The organism is Algoriphagus taiwanensis (genome assembly GCF_036245645.1).
GTDB lineage: Bacteria > Bacteroidota > Bacteroidia > Cytophagales > Cyclobacteriaceae > Algoriphagus > Algoriphagus taiwanensis.
In genome coordinates, this window is sequence record NZ_BTPE01000008.1 from 1 (window position 1) to 16,822 (window position 16,822).

The 16,822-nt window shown below is 42.5% G+C and carries 19 protein-coding genes; 6 read left to right on the forward strand and 13 right to left on the reverse strand.

All coding sequences use genetic code 11. The features are described from left to right. Positions 1-235 precede the first annotated feature (235 nt). The 4 genes from rplI to AAA938_RS12005 all read right to left on the reverse strand — a co-directional run bounded on the left by rplI (position 236) and on the right by AAA938_RS12005 (position 2,417). Positions 236-679: a 50S ribosomal protein L9 gene (gene rplI, locus AAA938_RS11990; RefSeq protein ID WP_338228975.1), complete on the reverse strand. Its 444-nt coding sequence runs from the start codon at positions 677-679 to the stop codon at positions 236-238. Positions 680-718: 39 nt separating this feature from the next. After that, entirely contained in the window at positions 719-970 is a 252-nt protein-coding gene (gene rpsR / locus AAA938_RS11995; protein WP_338221586.1) for a 30S ribosomal protein S18, read from the reverse strand. Next, a complete protein-coding gene (gene rpsF / locus AAA938_RS12000) occupies positions 970-1,338 on the reverse strand; it encodes a 30S ribosomal protein S6 (protein WP_338221585.1) in 369 nt (122 codons plus the stop codon). Before rpsF ends, rpsR begins: the two co-directional genes overlap by 1 nt. Positions 1,339-1,487: 149 nt before the next feature. Continuing rightward, positions 1,488-2,417, reverse strand: coding sequence for a coiled-coil domain-containing protein (locus AAA938_RS12005; RefSeq protein WP_338228976.1), 930 nt, complete (start codon positions 2,415-2,417; stop codon positions 1,488-1,490). Between the two features lie 28 nt (positions 2,418-2,445). Between AAA938_RS12005 and AAA938_RS12010 the strand changes: the two genes are divergently transcribed. Then, positions 2,446-3,036, forward strand: a complete 591-nt coding sequence (locus AAA938_RS12010) for a methyltransferase domain-containing protein (RefSeq protein WP_338228978.1) — start codon at positions 2,446-2,448, stop codon at positions 3,034-3,036. Here the strand turns inward: AAA938_RS12010 and AAA938_RS12015 are convergent. Continuing rightward, entirely contained in the window at positions 3,025-3,804 is a 780-nt protein-coding gene (locus tag AAA938_RS12015; protein WP_338228979.1) for an O-methyltransferase, read from the reverse strand. The two genes, AAA938_RS12010 and AAA938_RS12015, sit on opposite strands and share 12 nt — an antisense overlap. 1 nt (position 3,805) lies before the next feature. Continuing rightward, a complete protein-coding gene (apaG, locus tag AAA938_RS12020; protein WP_338228980.1) occupies positions 3,806-4,192 on the reverse strand; it encodes a Co2+/Mg2+ efflux protein ApaG in 387 nt (128 codons plus the stop codon). A 65-nt stretch (positions 4,193-4,257) separates the two neighbouring features. Between apaG and ung the strand changes: the two genes are divergently transcribed. Then, positions 4,258-4,920 carry a uracil-DNA glycosylase gene (ung, locus tag AAA938_RS12025; protein ID WP_338228981.1) on the forward strand — a complete coding sequence of 221 codons (663 nt, stop codon included), beginning with the start codon at positions 4,258-4,260 and terminating at the stop codon, positions 4,918-4,920. A gap of 18 nt (positions 4,921-4,938) precedes the next feature. On the opposite strand, the gene lepB is transcribed toward ung, so the two are convergent. The 7 genes from lepB to AAA938_RS12060 form a co-directional block, all read right to left on the reverse strand. Beyond that, positions 4,939-6,015, reverse strand: a complete 1,077-nt coding sequence (gene lepB, locus AAA938_RS12030; protein WP_338228982.1) for a signal peptidase I — start codon at positions 6,013-6,015, stop codon at positions 4,939-4,941. Positions 6,016-6,029: 14 nt separating this feature from the next. Next, complete coding sequence (gene dapB / locus AAA938_RS12035) at positions 6,030-6,752, reverse strand: 4-hydroxy-tetrahydrodipicolinate reductase (protein ID WP_338228983.1); 723 nt, start codon at positions 6,750-6,752, stop codon at positions 6,030-6,032. Further along, positions 6,752-7,318, reverse strand: coding sequence for a DUF5683 domain-containing protein (locus AAA938_RS12040; protein ID WP_338228984.1), 567 nt, complete (start codon positions 7,316-7,318; stop codon positions 6,752-6,754). The genes dapB and AAA938_RS12040 overlap by 1 nt, the downstream gene beginning before the upstream one ends. Positions 7,319-7,374: 56 nt before the next feature. Then, on the reverse strand, positions 7,375-8,286 hold the full coding sequence (locus tag AAA938_RS12045) for a ParB/RepB/Spo0J family partition protein (protein ID WP_338228985.1): 912 nt from the start codon (positions 8,284-8,286) through the stop codon (positions 7,375-7,377). Positions 8,287-8,288: 2 nt separating this feature from the next. Then, a complete protein-coding gene (locus AAA938_RS12050) occupies positions 8,289-9,071 on the reverse strand; it encodes a ParA family protein (protein WP_338228986.1) in 783 nt (260 codons plus the stop codon). A 202-nt stretch (positions 9,072-9,273) separates the two neighbouring features. Next, on the reverse strand, positions 9,274-11,067 hold the full coding sequence (gene yidC / locus AAA938_RS12055; RefSeq protein WP_338228987.1) for a membrane protein insertase YidC: 1,794 nt from the start codon (positions 11,065-11,067) through the stop codon (positions 9,274-9,276). A gap of 39 nt (positions 11,068-11,106) precedes the next feature. Further along, complete coding sequence (locus AAA938_RS12060) at positions 11,107-12,723, reverse strand: CTP synthase (RefSeq protein ID WP_338228988.1); 1,617 nt, start codon at positions 12,721-12,723, stop codon at positions 11,107-11,109. 478 nt (positions 12,724-13,201) lie between these two features. Here AAA938_RS12060 and AAA938_RS12065 point away from each other — a divergent pair, with 478 nt between their 5' ends. From AAA938_RS12065 to AAA938_RS12080, 4 genes are all read left to right on the forward strand, one after another. Beyond that, positions 13,202-13,606 (forward strand): hypothetical protein, encoded by a 405-nt coding sequence (locus AAA938_RS12065; protein ID WP_338228989.1) that lies wholly within the window; start codon positions 13,202-13,204, stop codon positions 13,604-13,606. 455 nt (positions 13,607-14,061) lie between these two features. Further along, the gene (locus AAA938_RS12070; RefSeq protein ID WP_338228990.1) at positions 14,062-14,532 is read left to right on the forward strand and encodes a hypothetical protein; all 471 of its coding nucleotides are present in this window, start codon (positions 14,062-14,064) and stop codon (positions 14,530-14,532) included. Beyond that, positions 14,529-15,950: a CCA tRNA nucleotidyltransferase gene (locus tag AAA938_RS12075; protein WP_338228991.1), complete on the forward strand. Its 1,422-nt coding sequence runs from the start codon at positions 14,529-14,531 to the stop codon at positions 15,948-15,950. The genes AAA938_RS12070 and AAA938_RS12075 overlap by 4 nt, the downstream gene beginning before the upstream one ends. Before the next feature lie 30 nt (positions 15,951-15,980). After that, on the forward strand, positions 15,981-16,685 hold the full coding sequence (locus AAA938_RS12080) for a tetratricopeptide repeat protein (RefSeq protein WP_338228992.1): 705 nt from the start codon (positions 15,981-15,983) through the stop codon (positions 16,683-16,685). Positions 16,686-16,822 lie beyond the last annotated feature (137 nt).

Below are 16,822 nucleotides of genomic sequence, written 5' to 3' on the forward strand. Positions count from 1 at the left end.
AAGAATGAAGCATGAAAAAAGGGCTCCGAAAAACGAAGCCCCTTCATTCCACTTGGCAGATTCTATTGCTGGTAAGTTGCTCCTCAGCAGAGCTTATGTCCTCTTCAAACCTGCACGGGATTTTAAGAAATTTTCTAATCAAAGGCACCAACTATTTTTGACCACATTACCTTAATCCAAATCAGACAAAAAAAAGAGGCTCTTCCATCGGAAGAGCCTTTCTTTTTTAAGTGAATTATTCGGCTACTACGACGAATTTCACTTTGGTTTTTACTTCTCTATGCAAATCTACGTCTGCAGAGAAGTCACCAGCACCTTCTACAGGTACTGTGATTGCGATTTTCTTACGGTCAATGTCGAATCCTTGAGTTGCCAAAGCATCTGAAATCTGAAGGGTAGTCACTTTACCGAAGATTTTTCCGGAGTCACCGATTTTAGCTTTGATTTCCAAGGTTACATTTTCCAACTTAGCTGCGATATTTTCAGCTTCAGTCTTGATTTTTTCAGCCTTGTGAGCAGCCTGCTTGATGTTTTCAGCAAGAATTTTCTTGTTTGAGTCTGTTGCCAAAACAGCAAAACCCTGAGGAATCAAGTAGTTTCTGCCATAGCCAGGCTTTACGCTGACCAGGTCATTTTTATAGCCAAGACCTTTGATGTCTGTTTTTAGAATAATATCCATTTGTAATGTTCTTTTTTGATTGAGCGATACAAGACTGAATTATTTCAAACCATCCGTTACGAATGGCAACAAAGCCAAGTGTCTTGCTTTCTTGATAGCCTGAGCTACTTTTCTCTGATACTTTGCAGAGTTTCCGGTCAATCTTCTAGGAAGAATTTTGCCCTGCTCGTTGACAAACTTCAAAAGGAAGTTAGGGTCCTTGTAGTCGATATACTTGATACCGTGCTTCTTGAAGCGGCAGTATTTCTTTCTGTTTTCGCCTCTGTTGATGGGTTCGTTTACTAGTGTCATTAGGCTTGCTCCTCCTTAGCTTCAACTTTTTTGTTAAATTCTCCTTTTCTTCTTCTCTCGGAATACACGATTGCGTGCTTGTCCAAGACAGTTGTAAGGAATCTCATTACTTTTTCGTCACGTCTGAACTCCAGTTCAAACTTGCGGATTACTGTTGGATCGGCTTTGAACTCAACTAGTACATAAAAACCGGTAGTCTTCTTTTCGATAGGGTAAGCCATCTTTTTCAGACCCCAGTTTTCCACATTGATCACGTCTGCCCCCTCTTCTTTTAACAAGTTCACAAACTTGTCGACGGTATCCTTCATCTGAACATCAGACAAAACGGGAGTTAAAATGAATACCGTCTCGTAATTTCTTTGGAACATTTTTTAATGTGTTTAGGAATTTGAATAAACAGGACGCAAAAGTAGATCAAAAGCGCCTTTATTCCAAACATTTATCCAAATCTCCAGCAGGGGAAATGAAAAAAGACCTCTTTTTGAGGTCTTTTATTGATTGTTGTGGTTGGATTGATTTATTTGACGGAGAAGGTCTTGGAGCCTGCCAGGTAATTGTCTACGAAGATTCGTACCTGATGGTCACCACTCAGGTAATCTGAGCCCTTTTCATAATAGAATACCAATTCCTGATTGGTATTGTCAAAGATCATGTCTTGGTGAAGGGTATAAAACAACTCCTGTCCATTAATCATGAAAGTTCCTGAGCCTTTGGCTACATCGAAGATCGCTTGTTCGTTTGGATCAAGAAGCTGGACATAGACATTTCTGGGACCTTTTTCTGCGACTTTGTTGTCAGCCAGGGTGAAACTCACTTTGATTCGCTCGATTTGTCTGTTTCTGAAGTCCTTGGTAGTCTCCACACGCTCTTTTCCTCGGGAATTAATCGCTGAGATTGCAATGTTTTCCACTTTCAGCATCGAAGCCACATCCACTTTGGCCTGCAAGTCCTGCTTTTGGATATTCAGCTGGGCTACCTCTTCCTCGATTTCGGCCTGAGTAGTTTTGAGATCCTGATTTTCTGCAAAGAGTTGCTGATTGGCTGCTCTCAACTCAAGGATTTCCTGATCCTTTTGCGCAATGAGGCCATTAAGGTTGTTGATTCGGCTGTTCAGCGCTGCTATTTCAGATGAGCTTCTTTGTTTGGCGCTGTTTCTCTCAGCAATGAGTTGATCTCGCACTGCTTCCAGAGCTTTTACATCTCCTCCCAGTTTCTCTATTTCCTTGATTCTGAGATTGAGCTGATAAGTAACGGAATCCAACCTTTGATTGAGTTCGTTGTTTTCAGTTGACAACAGAAGGATTTCCTCGGTTTTCTTGGTTCGGTCTACATAGTCCGTGTAGAGTTTGATCCCGCTGATAATCACTAAGAGGACCAAAACAATAATGATCACATTTTTGCTTTGGTCTTTTTTTGAATTGGAATCCTTTTGAAAATTGGTGTCCATTTTACTTTAATTTTAAAGGGCTTACGATATGTTGGATTTGGACGAGAATTTCTGGACGCATCGGTATCAACAGGGGAATACCGGATGGGACATGGGTTCCGTCTCTCCACCCATTTATCAATATCTTTGCCAAATTGAAAATAAAAGTCTCCGGGTGCTCGTTGCAGGTGCAGGAAATGCTTACGAAGTGGCTGCAGCATGGGATTTGGGCTTTCAGAATGTTTTTCTTCTGGATATTTCTCCTGTTCCAATTCAAAATTTTTTGAAAAAGCATCCTGAATTTCCTGCCTCACAAGTCTTTCAGGAAGATTTTTTCTTGCATCAGGGTAGGTATGATTTGATCTTGGAGCAGACTTTCTTTTGTGCCTTGAATCCCGAATTGAGAAAAGCTTATGCCGAGAAAATGCATGAGTTATTGGTTCCAGGAGGAAAGCTTGTTGGAGTTTTGTTTAATCGACAATTCCCTTTTCAGGGTCCTCCATTCGGAGGAAGTGAGGAGGAATACCGAGCGCTTTTTCAGAAAAGATTTGAATTAGTCGCTTTTGAACCTTGCCTCAATTCCATTCCTCAAAGGGCAGGTTTTGAGTTATGGATCAATCTTCAAAAGTCAAAGGGATAAAACTCGGTGAGTTTTTTCTCCTGGGTAGTCAAAAAACAAAACCCCACATTCAAAGAAATCCAAGCTGAGTTTGACTTTGGGGTGGGATTTGATTTCTTCCCAGGCTGTTTCCATTTCTGCACTCCAATGGATGTCTCCAAGAATACAGATACTGCTACCCTTAAATTTGGGTAAAAGCCAATTGAAATAAGAAATAGTCCCTGAATAGGTATGATTGGCATCAATCAAGGCGAAGTCAACTGTTTCCAATTGAGAAAGAATCGGGGGTAAATGGATTTCAATGGGTCCTAATATGGCTTCAACCTGTCCCGGAAAAGGTTCAAACTGGGCAGCATTCAAGATTTCTGATGCCCCTTCGAAGGTGTATAATCTCCCTTGGGTGACTTCTGCCAGATATCTGGTACTTAAGCCCATGCAAGTACCCAATTCAATGACATTTTGACTCGGAGTTAATCGGCAGAAGTACTGATAGGTAAGACAAAACTTGGGACTGCTTGTAGAGTATTGGGTTATTTTCCTGATTTCTCTTGAGGCGGAGGGGACTTTTTTTGACCCGGCGCCTAAGTCAATTACCTGAATGGGGTTGGTGTTTTTTAAAAGGACGGACCTTAGCTGCTCGATTGAATGGAATCCGCGTGGGTTTTCTTGTAAGTAGCCCCGCAAACCTTGATAGATGCTAAAAAGAAAAGGGGATTGCTGACTGTAATGATCTTCTTTTCTTAGCCAATACTTGAGATAGGCAAGAAGAGAGAAAAATCTTGAAGTCAAATCAGTTATGGAAAATATTGGCAATCAACTGGAATTCTGGGATGGATACTTCTATTCTTTTTCCATCAAATAGCTTTTCCATCACATAAATTCCTTTCATTTTCCCCAATCCGGATTTAAGATTGCATCCGGATACATAGGAGTGAGTTTCACCCGGTTCTAAAATTGGCTGTTGACCTACGACTCCCAATCCTTCTACCGTCTTGGGATTTTCAGCAGCATCAAAAATCTCCCATTTTCTGGAAATGAGCTGAAAGGTATGTTGGCTTTTATTTGCGATTTCTACCTTGTAGGTGAAAACATAATGATGCTGTTTGGGATTAGAAAATTCGGCCTGATAGGTGATTTCTACGCTTACTTGAATGCCTTCTGTGACAGCTGTGACCATGGAATTACCTTATTTTTGGACAAATTGAATACAAGATTCAGATATTTCATCCACAAAAACTACTAATGGAAATAAAAATTGAAGATAGTTGGAAAAAAGCATTAAGTAAAGAGTTTCAGCAAGATTACTTCTCAGATTTGGTGGCTTTTGTCAAAGACGAATACAAAGGGAGCAAGGTTTTTCCACCGGGAAAAGAAATTTTTAATGCGTTTTGGCATTGTCCTCTGGAGTCTGTAAAAGTGGTGATCCTGGGTCAGGATCCCTACCATGGACCCGGTCAGGCCCATGGGCTTTCTTTTTCTGTCAAACCCGGCGTGCCTTTTCCTCCGAGTCTTCTGAATATCCTAAAGGAAATCAAACAGGATTTGGGTAAAGACCTCCCTCCCAATGGAGACTTGACAAGATGGGCGAATCAAGGTGTGTTTTTGCTTAATGCAACGCTGACCGTGAGAGCTCACGAGGCCGGTTCTCATCAAAATAAAGGCTGGGAAACCTTCACAGACGGGGTAATTCGTGTGATCAGTGAGCAGCGGGAAAATGTGGTATTTATGCTGTGGGGAGCCTATGCTCAGAAAAAAAGTCAATTGATTGATTCCAATAAGCACTTGATCTTAAAAGCGCCTCATCCCAGTCCCCTTTCTGCCCATCGCGGATTCTTGGGATGTGGTCATTTTTCGAAGGCAAATGCCTATTTGGATTCAAAAAAAATCCCTGTCATCAATTGGTGACAGGGACTTTTTAGTGGTTTAATTGATGCCTTTGAAGAATCTGCTCCAGCGAATTTTGCCAAACATGGACTCATATTTGTCCAAGGAAAGCCACAGAAACCATGCTTTGCCCACAATGTGATCCTCCGGTACAAATCCCCAATACCGGGAATCCAGAGAATCGTGTCGGTTGTCCCCCATCATGAAGTAGTAGTTTTGCTTAAAGGTATATTGATCTACCTTTTGGCCATCGATGTATAGCTCGCCGTTTTTGACTTCTACTGACTCATGGCCTTCGTATTTTTCGATGGTCATAAAATACTTTGCCACATTGTCCGCATTCATTTCAAGGGTCTGACCTTCTCCCGGTACTAGGAGCGGACCAAAATTATCTCTGTTCCAAGCCAAGTCTGTATCTGCCGGGAAAATTCCTTCTTCTCTTTCTCCAACAGGCATGATGCGCTTGGTTATGGATACTACCACGGGAGAGGATTTCAATCGTTCCACGGTTTGGTCTGTACACCAAATAAGATATCCTGCTCCATTAGAGAATGCCATGAAGCTTTCTGGATTGATTCCATAGTCCTTGAAGAAATCGACAGTCAAAGGTCTGTTGGTGATCAGATCATAGGAGTATTGCATTTCCTCTGGCTGCATGGCCTCGCTGTCATTGACAAAGAGGTTTCCCTGCCTGAGTTCCAAAATATCACCCGGTATTGCTACTGCCCTCTTGATGTAGTTGGTTTTAAGGTCGTTGGGATATTGAAATTCAACGGGATAGTTGAATACGACCACATCATTTCTTTCCACATCAGAAAACCCAGGAAGTCTATAGTAGGGGAGCTGGATAGCATCAGAATAGGACGGGATCTCCGTCCCCCAGATTTTCTGGTGAGTCAGAGGAACTTGAAGTGGGGTTTTAGGAATGCGTGTCCCATAATGCATTTTGCTCACAAACAGAAAATCACCCACTAGAAGGGATTTCTCCATGGAGGCAGTAGGGATGGTAAAAGGCTCCAGCAATAGCCAACGGATCAAACTGGCAGCCACCACCGCAAAAACCAGCGCGTCAAACCACTCTCTTGCAGGGGATTTTTTAGTTTTAGTCTTGCTCATTTTTTAAAATTAGTTCAAAAGGACAGAAAATCATCCATGGAAAATACTCCTTTTTTGTCTTTGATCCACTCAGCCACCAAAACTGCGCCAAGGGCAAAGCCTTTCCGACTGTGAGCGGTATGAATCAGCTCAATGGTATCAATATCAGAGGAATACTGAATAATATGAGTACCAGGAGCAGGGTCGATCCGCTTGGAGGTGATCGGAATAGAACGTTCGGAATCGGCCGACTGTCCGGATAAATCCCAGGTGCTTTTGCTGCTGATATTTTCGATGATTCCCTCTGCCAAAGTAATGGCTGTTCCCGAAGGGGCATCTTTTTTTTCTGTATGATGAATCTCCTCAATGGCAATTTTGTACTCGTTGGCTTCATTCATCAGTTTGGCCAGATAAGTATTCACCTTGAAAAAGATGTTGACCCCGATGCTGAAGTTGGATGCGTAGAAAAACGCCCCTTCGGAGGTATTGGCCATTGCTTCCACTTCTGCCTTTCGCGAAAGCCAACCTGTGGTGCCGGAGACCACCGGTAATCCCCTGTCCAAACCCCATTTGATATTCTCTACTGCAGATTCTGGCTGGCTAAATTCGATGATGGCATCTACCTCTTTTGGGTTGATAGTTTCCAGCTCATCTCTATTTTCCAAATTGATTCTACCAACGATTTGGTGACCTCGGGATTCGGCGATTTCGCCGATGATTTTCCCCATTTTCCCGTAGCCGAGAAGTAAAATATTCATTACTTAAATTTTAATTTTAGTGTTAGTCCCATTTGGGTATTGGAAGCTGCAAAAGTTTCCACTTTGGGCTCGATTTTCAAGGCAAGTTCATCGCTGATATCAAATCCCGAAAGATGGGCATCGACATTAGCGTCGATGATATTCAGCGCATAGATTGCCACTAGGAGTAGGATGGTAAAATCCCTGTTTTGTCTCCAATAGTCCACATTTCTCACCAGTCCATCCCTATTGAGGGAAGGAAATTGAGAATTATCTCCTTCGTCAAAGGCAAATAAGGCTTCTCTGAAAGTCTGATAGCGCTTGTTGTTGTAGCCGATGAAATAGATGTCCGTCATAAATCCCGCATAGAGCAAAGGCACCTTCCAAGCTTTATTGTTATAGACTTGACCTGCACCCGGCAAAACTGCCGAAAGGAGGGTCGCCTTTCGGGGATTTTTAGGAAGAGAAGAATAGTCTGGCTTTTCATCTGCCTGAGCGGGCTTGGTTTTTTCTGTCGCAGTCGAACTGGTCGAGTTTTGTGCGTGGACTGAGCTGTTCAGGAAAATGCCCAAAAGTAAAAGCCCCATGAAAATCCACGGGGTTTTGGTCTTTAATACGCTATCTTTTATTGTAAAAGCCAAGCTTAGATGATTTCTAAAATTTCCAAAATCCTATTCAGGTCAGAGGCAGAATTGAATGGGATTTTTATTTCCCCTTTATTTTTCTCATTGGCCTTCAAGGCTACTTTGGTTCCAAAGTGAGATGCCAATCTCTGTTGGATTTTGTTCATTTCATATTTGCGAACCGGATCAAGAGAAGAAGATTTTTCGGGTTTGGTAGACTCTCCGCTATTCAGAGCCTTGACCAGGGCTTCAACTTTTCTTACGCTTAGTTCTTCTTCAACTGCTTTTTTGAAAATAGCCAGTTGCTTATCCACGCTTTCTACGTTGATCAAAGCCCGGGCATGGCCCATACTCAATTGCTGATCGCGGATAGCTGCCTGAATAGTGGGAGGCAGCTTGAGAAGTCGCAGATAGTTGTTTACCGTGGTTCTGTTTTTTCCAACGCGGTCTCCGAGTTCTTCCTGCTTCAGGTTACACTCTGCCAAAAGTCTCTGGTAGGAATGGGCGATTTCTAAAGCGTTGAGATTTTCTCTCTGAATATTTTCAATCAGGGCCATCTCCAGCATTTGCTGGTCATTGGCGGTACGGACGTAGGCTGGAATCTGAACAAGACCGGCGATTTTGGAAGCTTGAAATCTTCTTTCTCCCGAAATGAGTTGATATTCATTTGGAGCCAGTTTTCGAACAGTGATCGGCTGGATGATCCCTTGGACCCGGATGGATTCTGCCAATTCTTCCAAGGCATCTTTGTCGAAGTGCGTTCGTGGTTGAAAAGGATTGACCTGGATTTCAGTGAGGGGGATTTCAAAAATCCCGGTTTTCACTACTTCCGGCAGGATTTCCTCCGATTTGTTTTTGGCAGGACTATCCTCCAGGAGGGCTCCAAGTCCTCTTCCCAGAGCATTTTTCCGATTTGGTTTTTGATTGGACATAATTAGTTGCTCACCTTCTGGAGTCCGTTTTTCTTGGCGATTTCTCCGGCTAGGTTGAGATAGGCAATAGCGCCCTTCCCGTCTGCGTCAAAAGCAATCGCCGGCATACCAAAGCTTGGGGCCTCGGAAAGACGGACGTTTCTAGGGATAATGGTTTCAAACACCATGTTTTTAAAATGTATTTTGACCTCATCGACTACCTGATTGGAAAGTCTGAGGCGCACATCGTACATGGTCAGCAGGATGCCTTCTATTTCCAAAGCCGGGTTTAGACGGGTTTGGATTATTTTAATGGTATTCAACAGTTTTCCCAATCCTTCAAGTGCAAAATATTCACACTGAACAGGGATGATTACAGAATTGGCCGCGGTGAGGGCATTGATCGTAATGAGCCCCAAAGATGGCGAACAATCAATGATGATGAAATCATAGCTTTCCTGAATAGGATGGATGACTTCTTTCATCTTTTCCTCCCGGTTATCCATATTGATCATTTCCACTTCAGCACCGACCAAATCGATGTGGGAGGGAACAAGATCCAGATTTTCAATTTCTGTAGACAGGATAATGTCTTTGACTTCGATTCCATCCACCATGCACTCATAAATGCTGTTGGTGATTTCCTTGGGGTTATGTCCCAGTCCTGAAGTGGTATTGGCCTGAGGATCTGCATCGATCACCAGGGTTTTGTACTCCAATATCGCCAAGCTTGCAGCAAGGTTCATTGCAGTGGTAGTTTTTCCTACCCCGCCTTTTTGGTTGGCGATGGCAATAATTTTTCCCATGGTTTAGTCAGAGGGTATTTGGATTTCAATATTAAACAAAATAAGGTCTTTTCTTTGGTATCTTCTTCCTTTTTTTGGGGGGTGTGGAAAGTGAAACTTTCTTAAATAGGTAAGGTTCAATACCAAGCTTGCTAGAAATTTTTCCTCCTCATTTACCAAAGAACAGGCCAAAAAAAGGAGTCTTACTCAGACTCCTTTCCATTTATTTCTTTTTGTTGGCTTCGGCCGCCTTCATGGCGTCTTCCAGCCTCTGCTGGAATTTGGACTTCTTCTTATTGACGTTTTTCACTTTATTCTGCTCTACTTTTTCTCTGATTTTGGCATCGTCAACGAATAATTTGATCAATGCCTGCTGTCCAAAGGTGAAAACGTTGGAAACAAAATAATAGAAGCTCAATCCGGCGGGGTAGGAGTTCAGGATAAACATGAACATCACCGGCATGATATAGCCCAAGTTCTTCATCGGACCAGTGGCTGTGGTCAGCTGATTGTTGAAATGGGTATAAATGATTTGAGATACTGTCATCAGTAAAGTGAACAAGCTGACATGTGCACCATAAAACGGAATGGTAAATGGCAGCTTGATAAATTCATCGTAGGTGGATAGGTCCTTGGCCCAAAGGAAAGATTCCTGACGGAGTTCGATCGCATTGGGGAAAAAGAAGAACATAGCAAACAAAAACGGCATCTGAAGTAATAGCGGAAGACAGCCTGAGATCGGACTCACGCCCAATTGGGAAAACAGCTTCATTTGTTCCTGCTGCATTTTGGTAGGATCTTCTCCGTACTTCTCCTTCAGTTCGTCGATTTCCGGCTTGATGACCCGCATCTTGGCCATGCCTATGTAAGACTTGTAGGTCAAAGGCGATAGGGCCAGTTTGATGATGAATACTATCAGAATGATGATGATGCCATAATTGCTGAAGTATTTCTCCAGAAACTCAAACAAGTGAACTACGATGTATTTGTTGACCCAGCTGACGAAGAAATAGCCCATGTCGACATTTTCTTCAAAACCCTCAGTCACCTGCTTCAAGGTCTTGTACTTATCCGGGCCAAAATAAAAAGAGAAAGAGGATTTGCCGTTTTCAAATGGGATAGCCAAAGCCGCACTCATCGTACGGACTACCGAGCTATCTGCAGGTGTGCTTTGGCTGAGGTTTACTGCTCTAAATTCACTGTCGGCAATGATGCCCGCTGTAAAAAATCGTTGGCTAAAACCAATCCATTTGACGGGTTCGGCTACTGAGGCTTCCTCCAGATCATCGCTTAATCCCAAGTTTTCATAAGACCCTGAGCTGAGGTAGTAATTGACTTGAGATTTTCTTCGGGATTCGGCAAGATCTTTTTCATGTGCTTTCACCTGATCTTCCCATGAAAAGTTCAGAGAATTGCCTGTGAATACGCCTTGAAAGTTCTGAACTTCAAACGTTTTGTTGACTAGGTATTCTCCTTCTTTCAGGGTGAAAATCTGCTTGATGGTACCGGACTCGGTTCCTGCAGTGAAAGTTAATCTGTGAATTGTCCCTTCTTCCGTCTCCTCTTTTTCAAGCTTGGGCTGAAAATAGAAGTCAGCTAAGTTCATCTCGCCCATTCTGCTATCCAATACCAAACTCATCTGGGAGCTCTTTTCGTCTAGCAGCAAAAGAGGATTCATTTGCCAATCTTTGAACTCTTTCAGCTCTACCTGCTTGATTTGGGCTCCTTTGGTAGAAAAGGTGATTTTCAATTCCTCTGTTTCCAAGATCGCCTCTTGCTCCTCGCCTTGGGCAAGTGCCGCCAGAACGCCAAACTTGGAGAATCGAAGTGAATCTACCATTGCAGAAGAATTGGAGTCTGCTGCTATTTCCTGTGTCTCCGGAAGCGCTGAGGCTACTTCAGTAGAAGCTACCTCTTGTTCGGCAGGCGGAAGTTCTGGTCCGCTTGCAAAAAAAATCGAATAAATAAGAATGACCGCTGCAAATAAGATCAAGCCGGTCGCTTGGTTTCTATCCATATGTTTGATTTTGTACCTCTACTAGCCGAGGCCTAATTTTTATTTTAACTTTTGGTCGATGGCTGCCTGAATGAATTTGACAAACAAAGGCTGCGGATTCAAAACGGTACTTTTGTACTCCGGATGGAATTGAACGCCGACAAACCATGGATGGTTTTTGAGCTCGACTATTTCCACCAATCCGGTTTCCGGATTTTTTCCGGTTGCAATCATCCCTTTGGATTCGATTTGCTCCAAATAAGCGTTGTTAAACTCATATCTGTGGCGATGACGTTCTTGAATTTTTGTTTTTCCGTAGGCAGCAAAAGACTTACTTGATTTTTTGAGGTCGCAAGCATACGAACCCAATCGCATTGTTCCGCCTAATTGATCGATTTTCTTTTGCTCTTCCATCAATGCAATCACCGGGTGAGAAGTGTTTGGGTCCATTTCCGTTGAATTTGCGCCCTCCAGCTTGAGTACATTTCTGGCAAATTCAATGACGGCAACCTGCATTCCCAAGCAAATACCGAAGAATGGAAGGTGATTTTCCCGGGCATATTTTACGGTCTCGATTTTTCCTTCAAATCCCCGCTCTCCAAATCCCGGAGCAACTACAATTCCATTGAGTTCTGAAAGTTTGGATTTGATATTGTCCCGATTCAATTCTTCGGAAGAGATCAGTTTGAGATTGACCGCACATTCTGCTGCTGCACCGGCATGAGTGAATGATTCGATGATCGACTTGTAGGAGTCGGGCAGGGATACATATTTTCCAATCAGGCCTATGGTGACTTCCTGGGTCGGATTTTTGAGTCTGCCTAGGAAATCCTTCCAACTTTCGAGGTCGGTTTCTGATTTTGTGGACAATTTTAGCTTGCTCAGTACACGTTCGTCAAGCTTCTCCTTCTTCATCAGGAGGGGTACATCGTAGATGGTTTCTGCATCCATAGCTTCGATGACACTATTGAGCTGAACGTTGCAGAAGAGGGCAAGCTTTTTCTTTACCTCCATGGGTAAATGATGCTCTGTTCGGCATACCAAAATGTCCGGCTGAATACCTGCCTCCAATAGCTGCTTGACTGAGTGCTGAGTGGGTTTGGTTTTTAGCTCTTTGGCAGCTTTGAGATAGGGGATTAGGGTCAAGTGAATCACCAGAAAATTTCCTGGCCCCAAGTCCCATCTTGCCTGTCTCACAGCCTCAATGAATGGAAGGGACTCGATGTCACCTACACATCCACCTATTTCTGTGATGACCACATCAAATTGCCCATCCTGACCCAGTTTGTAAAAATTCCGTTTGATCTCATCCGTAATGTGTGGGATGACCTGAACGGTTTTGCCCAGGAATTCACCTTTTCTTTCCTTGGTGATGACGTTGTTGTAGATTCTCCCCGTAGTAATGTTGTTGCTTTGGGAAGTGGAAACATTCAAAAATCGCTCGTAATGGCCTAAATCCAAATCGGTCTCTGCCCCATCTTCTGTGACGTAACACTCCCCGTGCTCATAGGGATTGAGTGTCCCGGGATCGATGTTGAGATAAGGATCAAATTTTTGGATGGTGACACTGTACCCTCTGGCTTGCAGGAGTTTGCCTAGTGAAGCGGCAATAATTCCTTTTCCTAGAGAGGAGGTCACACCTCCGGTGATAAAGATGTACTTGGTGGATGAGGCCATAAGAAGCTGGGCGGGATGTATTTTGATTGGTTTCTTATGGGGTTCAAAATTAGGGAAATTTCTTGGATGAATTGGGATGTGTTTCTGTTTTTTGTAAACCTTATCTTTTTAGGTTCTGTAGTCCTATCCTTCTTTAAACTTGAAATTTCTTTAGGATGTATATAGAAATTTAATGCTTAATCCTTTAATCAATTTTTGAGAAAAGTTTAATTCTTATTTTGTTTTATACTTTCTATACATTTGGAACAGTAGTTAACTCCAAGGCTTTTAACCCGATTTTTTGTGAAAAATGGTTCACTGACTACTTCTTTTTATTGAAGAGAAAAGGGAAGCTGGTTTGCATAGGGTAGTTATAAACCTTGTTTTGGCCCGGCGGATTATTGAATGTTATTTTTTAACGTAATTTAAAAATTGACTTTTTCTTGTCAGTTTTATATTAGTATATTGCATCGGTTTATTAACTATAAATTTTATCCCAATGAGAGAATTAATAAAGGAGTCTATTATAGACTTAAAAAAGACGGACGGTTTCATCTATGTGACTGCCGAAGGAAAGAAAATCGATTTACATGAAGCTGCTGCTCGTGGTATTGCGGTGACTCCTGTTAACCCAAAGGATGAAGTGATCAAGAAATTGGAAGCTGCAGGCCTTTTTCTGACTGATTCCAAGTTTTTGAATGATTTGAATGATCTTATTGCTGAGCTTAGCGGTAAAAGTGCTGCCAAGTCTAGCGGAAAAAGAAGAAGCTTCTCTGATTCTGAAAAGTCAAAAATCATTGAAGAGTGGAAAAAGGTAGAAGCCGCAGGAAAGAAAACAAAAGCTGCTTTTGCTAGAGAGATAGGTGTTGGATATCAGACATTTATCAATTGGCTGAGAGGATAATTTTCCCAATCAGATAAAAAAGGACAACTGAAAGGTTGTCTTTTTTTATGTTTTTACTTTCCACTTTGAGATATTTATCTTCCACCAAACATCTATTTATTTGTTCATTGTAAAGTCTATTAAATAGAGATTGGGGAGATCTTATGGTGGAGTAGATTTCAATTTTAAATTATACTTATCATACTTTAGATTGTTTTTTGATCCTACTCTTCCAATTGCTGTTCGATGTTTAAAATGCTTTTTTCTGGATTTCTTGTTAATCGTACGGACAAACGATTTTAGAATTAGAGTTTTCTTCTCACTTCTACTTATCTAAATCTTTTTTTAGGGATCAGTCTCTTTTTTTAAACAGGGGCATCCTTTCATCCCGTTTTGTACAATTCTAAAGATGGAATTCGGGATTTTGAGATGGCGGGCAGGATATTCTGATTATTTTTGTGCCAAAATATTACGTTTTGGATTATTCAGCTATCGTCAAGTCTTTCAGAGATTCCGGGAAAGTCACGCTCAAAGAAGGGAATTCCCACCTCATTCAATTAATCAAGCCCGATTTGTGGGAAGCAGAAAAAGGGACTGACGGAATTTTCCTGCTATTTGATCTTTTTCAGATTCGTTCAATCTGTACGCCTTTTTCAGAAGTTTCTTTGGATATCGTTGATTTCACCTCGAAACCAACCATTTTTCATAGTCCGGTAAGCACCGCCTTATCCTCAGGTCCAATTCAGAATGGTCAAGTCAAATTTTCCTTGATCAGAGAGCCGCACTGGAACAAATTATTATTTCAGCTTTCCCAACCCGTAGTTGCTCGAGTTTTGTCTCAAGGTAATGCCGATCATCAGGTGTCTGTCTTTTTTCCCCTTCTGATGAAAGGGGTGAAGGAGATGTTCTTGGGGCCAGAAGGCGAAGTAAAAATTATCAAAGGATGAATTTCAAGAATCACCTGGATCAGTTTGAAGTCTTTGGAAAAGTCGCTGCAGCAGCCCAAAAGCTAAATTTGCCTACCTATGTAGTGGGAGGGTATGTAAGGGATTTGATTCTGAAAAGAGATAGCAAGGACATTGATTTTACCTGCGTGGGAAGTGGAATCTCGCTTGCCCAGGAAGTTGCCAAGGGATTTGATGAGCATGTTCCTCTTTCCGTTTTCAAAAATTTTGGAACAGCCATGCTCAAGCTCGAAGATTGGGAGTTGGAGTTTGTCGGAGCAAGGAAGGAGTCTTATCGCTTGGATTCCAGAAAGCCAATTGTAGAAGATGGCACCTTGATGGAGGATTTAGAAAGGAGGGATTTTACCATCAATTCCATGGCAATCTCTCTCAATGCTCAAGATTACGGGGATTTGGTGGATCCTTTGGGAGGATTGGAGGATATCCGAAAAAGAAATATCCGGACTCCCTTAGATCCGGTAATCACCTTCTCTGATGATCCCCTCCGCATGATGAGAGCGGTGCGATTTGCTGCTCAACTCGATTTTGACATCGACCCGGATACATTTCATGCTATTCAGGAATCAGCCACAAGGCTTTCAATAATTTCAGCAGAGCGGATTATTGATGAGCTCAATAAAATCATCAAAACTCCAAAACCCTCTTATGGATTTAAATTGCTCTTTGCCTCCGGGCTATTGGCAGAGTTTTTCCCCGAGATGGTAGAGCTTCAGGGGGTGGATTCGGTTGACGATAAGTCTCATAAAGATAACTTCTACCATACCCTTCAGGTCCTTGACAATGTATGTCAAGTGTCCGATGACCTTTGGCTTCGCTGGGCTGCAATCCTGCACGATATTGCCAAGCCGGCTACGAAGCGATTCAACCCTAAAGTGGGCTGGACCTTTCATGGGCATGAAGATAAAGGAGCAAGAATGACTCCTTCAATTTTCAGGAGGTTGAAACTGCCGATGGATGAGCGAATGAAGTATGTTCAGAAATTGGTCCGACTTCACCTCAGGCCTATTGCACTGGTCAAAGATGAAGTGACCGATTCGGCCCTTCGAAGACTATTATTTGATGCGGGGGACGACATCGATGACCTGATGAAGCTATGCCGGGCAGATATCACTTCCAAAAACAATAAAAAGGTCAAGCGCTATCTGGACAATTTTGATAAGGTTGAGATCAAACTGAAAGAGGTGGAGGAAAAAGATCAGGTCAGGAACTTTCAGCCACCGGTGAGTGGGGAGGAAATCATGGAAATCTTCGGAATTCCCCCCTCCAAAGTCATCGGCGAAATCAAAGAAGAGATTAAAGAGGCTATATTGGAAGGCAAAATTGGGAATCATCCCGAGGAGGCTAGAAAACTCATGTATGATATTGCCCGTGAAAAAGGCTTACACCCTAAAAACTTATAAATTTCAACTACCAAAAAGTAAATCTTTCCTATGAAAAGAATTCTGTTTGCCTTGCTGATCATCCTTTGCAGCGGCAGCCTATTAGCTCAGACCAACGATTCCATTCCCAGATTGGACGCCAAAACTAAAAATGCGCTGAATGCTATCGACCAAATTGCCTACCAGATGGCCTTGAGATACAACGATCGAGCCATGGCGAAGTCTAAATTGTATGATCTGATGTCCAGAAACCCTGAGGATATCCGATATATGGAGGCATTGACTAGCCTATATTTTGAAGCAGGGCAGACCGCATCTGCAGCTTTGGTAGCTTTGGATATTTTGGAGCTGAACGATAAAAGTATCGGAGCATTAGAAATTGCAGCGTATTCCTTGGAGCAATTGGGTGCTTTGGATCGGGCACTGCCTCAATACGAAAGTCTCTATCTGCTCACTGGGGATAATTTCAGTCTATACAAATCCGCTTTCCTTCAATATAGCCTGAAGCGCTACGAGGAAGCTATCAATTCGGTCAATATGCTGGTAAAAAATGCAAAAGCCGATGAAAAAGTCGGATTTCCAATTTCTGAGACTGAAACCCAGGAAGTAGCGATCAAGGCGGCCGCATTGAACCTTAAAGGTTTGATCTATCAGGATCAAAACTCCACGGCTGAGGCAAAAGCTGCTTTTCAGGAGGCTATTTCTCTCGACCCTAATTTCCAGCAGGCACAGGAAAATCTCAAAAAACTTAACTAGTCTGTAATCAGAAAGTAGAAAAGCCCAGAGGTCATAGCTTGATCTCTGGGCTTTTTTGTTTTTGGTAAAATGAACCCAAAATTGGGTTTTCATTAAGTTTGAAGGGCAGGTTGCTCACTTTGGAATTATTGGTTAGT